This is a genomic window from Bradyrhizobium sp., assembly GCF_035484855.1.
In the GTDB taxonomy this organism is placed as follows: Bacteria; Pseudomonadota; Alphaproteobacteria; order Rhizobiales; family Xanthobacteraceae; genus Bradyrhizobium.
In genome coordinates, this window is the sequence record NZ_DATHOP010000070.1 from 1 (window position 1) to 4,200 (window position 4,200).

Below are 4,200 nucleotides of genomic sequence, written 5' to 3' on the forward strand. Positions count from 1 at the left end.
CATCCTGAGGAGCGGCCGCCTGGCCGCGTCTCGAAGGATGGTGTTCAGCGTCGTGCTTGCAGCACATCCTTCGAGGCTCGCAAGAGCTCGCACCTCAGGATGACGGCAGTGCCCGTAGGGTGGGCAAAGGCGCTCTTGCGCTGTGCCCACCATTCGCGCTGACGAAGATGGTGGGCACGCTTCGCTCTGCCCACCCTACAAGATATCTACGCCGCATCCTCCACTTTCAGCACACCTCTGCGGATCTGGTCTTCTTCGATCGATTCGAACAGCGCCTTGAAATTGCCTTCGCCGAAACCGTCGTCGCCCTTGCGCTGGATGAACTCGAAGAAGATCGGGCCAATCGCGTTGGCGGAAAAAATCTGCAGCAGCACTTTGGTGTGGCCGCCATCGACCACGCCCTCGCCGTCGATCAGGATGCCGTCGCGCTTCAGCCGCGCGACGTCTTCGCCGTGCTCGGGCAGCCGCGCGTCGATCTTCTCGAAATAGGTTTCCGGCGGCGACGGCATGAACGGCAGGCCGGCGCCGCGCAGGCGTTCGACGGTGCGGTAGACGTCCTTTGCGCCGCAGGCGATGTGCTGGATGCCTTCGCCGCGATAGGTGTTGAGATATTCCTCGATCTGGCCGCTCTCGCCGGCATCCTCGTTGATCGGAATCCGTATCTTGCCGTCCGGGCTGGTGAGCGCGCGCGAGAACAGGCCGGAGGCGCGGCCTTCGATATCGAAGAAGCGGATCTGGCGGAAGTTGAAGAGCTTTTCGTAGAAGCCGGTCCAGACATCCATGCGGCCGCGATGGACATTATGGGTGAGGTGATCGAGGTAATAGAGGCCCGCGCCCTCCGGCCGCGGATTTTTCGCACCCAGCCATTCGAACTCGGCGTCATAGGCCGAGCCCTTGGCGCCGTAGCGCTCGACGAAATAGAGCAAGCTGCCGCCGATGCCCTTGATCGCGGGGACATCGAGCGTCTTCCGCGCGGCGGGAATGTCGGCAGGCTCCGCGCCGAGCTTAAGCGCGCGGTCATAGGCCGCTTTGGCATCGACTACGCGAAACGCCATCGACGGCGCGCAGGGGCCGTGGGCGGCGACAAAGGCAAAGCCGTGGGTGCCGGGCTCCTCGTTGACGAGATAATTGATGTCGCCCTGGCGATAGACCGTGATCTTCCTGGTCCGGTGCCGCGCAACCGGCGCGTAGCCCATCAGCTTGAACAGCGCGTGCAGTTTCTCGGGTTGTGGATGGGCGTATTCGACGAACTCAAAGCCGTCGGTGCCCATCGGATTGTCGGCGCTGATGGTGGCGGCCGGCGCATCGTGCGGAAATGGACCCATGGCTGATCTCCTCGCTTCGAGGTTTGCATATTCGGTCGCCGGGGATGCAATGTGTATGCAAATGGCTGGCATTGTTGCTATAATATGCACGCTTCGTGCACAAAAGAGGCATTTCGCACATGATCTCGGTTGACGCCTTCGACCTCAAAATGCTCGCGGCGCTGCAGGACGACGGCCGATTGACCAACCAGCAGCTGGCCGATCTCGTCGGGCTGTCGGCCTCGCAATGTTCGCGGCGACGGATGCGGCTCGAGGAGGAGAAGGTGATATCGGGCTACCACGCCGACCTCGACGGCGAAGCGCTCGGCTTCGAATTGATCGCCTTCATCCACATCACGCTCGCGACCCATTCGCCCGACAACGCCAAGAAGTTTCGCGCGCTGGTTACTCGCGTCGACGACATCCAGGAGGCCTATTCGCTGACCGGCGACGCCGATTATCTGCTGAAGGCCGTGCTGCGCGACCTCAAGAGCCTGTCCGACATCGTCAACAACGTGCTGATGCCGCACCAGAGCGTGGCGCATGTGCGATCCTCGATCGTGCTGGACCGGTTGAAGGAAAGTATGAAACTGCCGCTCAAGCAGCTGCGGGGTTAGGCCTCTCGCTCTGCCGTCATCCTGAGGTGCTCGCCGTCTTCGGCGAGCCTCGAAGGATGATTGGCTTGCGTGCCCGTGGCTCATCCTTCGAGGCGCGCCCAAGAGCGCGCACCTCAGGATGACGGACGGAGCGAGTGGAAAGATCGGGGGCGCGTCCCCGAATGACGGGAGTGGCCGAAATCGAGGGAGATTCGGCATTCGAATTCGTCGCATGATCTGCGATGATCTAGCCCATCTCAACATGGGTCGCGCATGGCGCTGCAGCTTCGGCCGAATTGCGAATATTGCGACAAGGACCTGCCGCCGAACGCGACGGAGGCGCGCATTTGCTCCTACGAATGCACGTTCTGCGCGGATTGCGTCGAGACGAAACTGCACAATGTCTGCCCGAACTGCGGCGGCGGCTTTGCGCCGCGGCCGATCAGGCCCGCGCGGGAATGGCGGCCGGGGTTGTCAGTGGCGAAACGGCCGCCGTCGGACAGGCGGGTACATTTGTCGTTCAGTCACGAGGAGATCGCGGCGCATTCGGCGCGGATCAGGGATATTCCACCGGAGGAGCGGTGAGAAGCGCGGGCCGCAATGCCATCCGCCGTCATTGCGAGCGGAGCGAAGCAATCCATTTCTCGGGCGTCACCGAACGCAGATGGATTGCTTCGTCGCAAGAGCTCCTCGCAATGACGTAAGAACTACTCCGCCGCCACGATCGTCCCCTCGACCTCACCGAACCCCACGCGATAACCATCGCCTTGGCACCAGCCGCGCATCACAAGCGAATCGCCGTCTTCGAGGAACGTGCGCTTGATGCCGCCGGCGAGCTCAATCGGCTCGGTGCCATTCCAGGATATCTCCAGGAGGCTGCCGCGCTGATCCTTTTCCGGACCACTGATGGTACCGCTGCCCAGGAGATCGCCGACATTCATGGCGCAGCCGGAAGAGGCGTGATGCACCAGCTGCTGCACGCTCGACCAGTACATGTATTTGAAATTGGTGCGGCAGATGCGCAAGCCATCGTTCATGTCAGCGGCGCGCAAGGCCACGTCGAGTTCGAGATCGTAATTGTTCGGCCGTGCCTGTCGCAGATAGGGCAGCGGCACCGGCTCCTGCACAGGTCCCTGAAGGCGGAACGGTTCCAGCGCCTCGCGCGTCACCACCCACGGGCTGATCGAGGTCGCGAACGCTTTCGCCTGGAACGGCCCGAGCGGCACATATTCCCATTGCTGGATGTCGCGCGCGCTCCAGTCGTTGAGCAGCACGAAGCCGAAGATCATCGCTTCCGCCTGCGCTTCGCTCAGCATCTCGCCCATCGGCGAGGGCTGCCCGACCACGACGCCCATTTCCAATTCGAAATCGAGTCGCCTGCACGGACCGAACGACGGCGCCTCCGCCGTCGGTGGTTTTAGTTGCCCGCGCGGCCGCCGCACTTTGGTGCCCGACACCACGACGGTGGAGGCGCGGCCGTTATAGCCGATCGGCATGTGCAGCCAGTTCGGCTGCAGCGCGTTGTCCTTGCCGCGGAACATGACGCCGACATTGGTGGCGTGCTCCCTGGACGAATAAAAATCGGTGTAGCCGGAGACCGCGATCGGCATATGCAGCGTTACCTGCGCCATCGGCACCAGCGCGCGCGCGCGAAGCTCTGGATTCTCGCGCAGTTCGGGATTGTCATGACGCAGCAATTCGCTGATCCGCGCGCGGGTCGCTGACCATGCTTTCGGCCCCAGCGCCATGAAGGGATTGAGCGTCGACGCCGAGAAGATGCGGAGATCGGTGACCGGCAGCCGGCAATCCTGCTCGAGCTCCCAGAGGTCCAGCACATAATCGCCGATCGCAACGCCGACGCGCGGAGCAAGACCGTCTTTTGCGGAGAACACGCCGTAGGGGAGATTCTGGATCGGGAAGTCGGAAGCCGGATCGACCGGGATGAAGGAGCGGAGCGCGGGATCGTTGGGGTGGGGCATTGTTTTCTACTCTGCTGCCGCGGTCGTTCTCTTCACCCTCCCCTGGAGGGGGAGGGTCGACGCGAATGAAATGAGCGGCGGGGTGGGGTGGCGGTCTATCGTCTCAAACAGTGATCGAGTTGAGAGACCGTCACCCCGCCCCGGCCCGCATCTTGCGATGCGAGCCGACCCTCCCCCTCCAGGGCAGGGGAATCGCATATGGGTTTTCACCGGCTATTGCATTGGAAGGCAAGACGGATTCTGAAGATGACTCCCGGATTATGGAGGGGGTCGAATGCGGAAGTTCAAGAAGGCCTTTGGGCGGTTGCCGGATCCGCGGGC

The 4,200-nt window shown here is 62.7% G+C and carries 4 protein-coding genes; 2 read left to right on the forward strand and 2 right to left on the reverse strand.

Annotation, left to right across the window (positions count from 1 at the left end; translation table 11 throughout):
* Positions 1 to 206 precede the first annotated feature (206 nt).
* Positions 207 to 1,325: a 4-hydroxyphenylpyruvate dioxygenase gene (gene hppD, locus VK804_RS07990; protein ID WP_325369649.1), complete on the reverse strand. Its 1,119-nt coding sequence runs from the start codon at positions 1,323 to 1,325 to the stop codon at positions 207 to 209.
* Between the two features lie 119 nt (positions 1,326 to 1,444).
* Between hppD and VK804_RS07995 the strand changes: the two genes are divergently transcribed.
* On the forward strand, positions 1,445 to 1,921 hold the full coding sequence (locus VK804_RS07995; RefSeq protein WP_325369651.1) for an Lrp/AsnC family transcriptional regulator: 477 nt from the start codon (positions 1,445 to 1,447) through the stop codon (positions 1,919 to 1,921).
* Positions 1,922 to 2,173: 252 nt separating this feature from the next.
* Positions 2,174 to 2,485 (forward strand): DUF1272 domain-containing protein, encoded by a 312-nt coding sequence (locus VK804_RS08000; RefSeq protein WP_325369653.1) that lies wholly within the window; start codon positions 2,174 to 2,176, stop codon positions 2,483 to 2,485.
* A gap of 122 nt (positions 2,486 to 2,607) precedes the next feature.
* On the opposite strand, the gene fahA is transcribed toward VK804_RS08000, so the two are convergent.
* Positions 2,608 to 3,879, reverse strand: a complete 1,272-nt coding sequence (gene fahA, locus VK804_RS08005; RefSeq protein WP_325369655.1) for a fumarylacetoacetase — start codon at positions 3,877 to 3,879, stop codon at positions 2,608 to 2,610.
* Between the last annotated feature and the right edge of the window lie 321 nt (positions 3,880 to 4,200).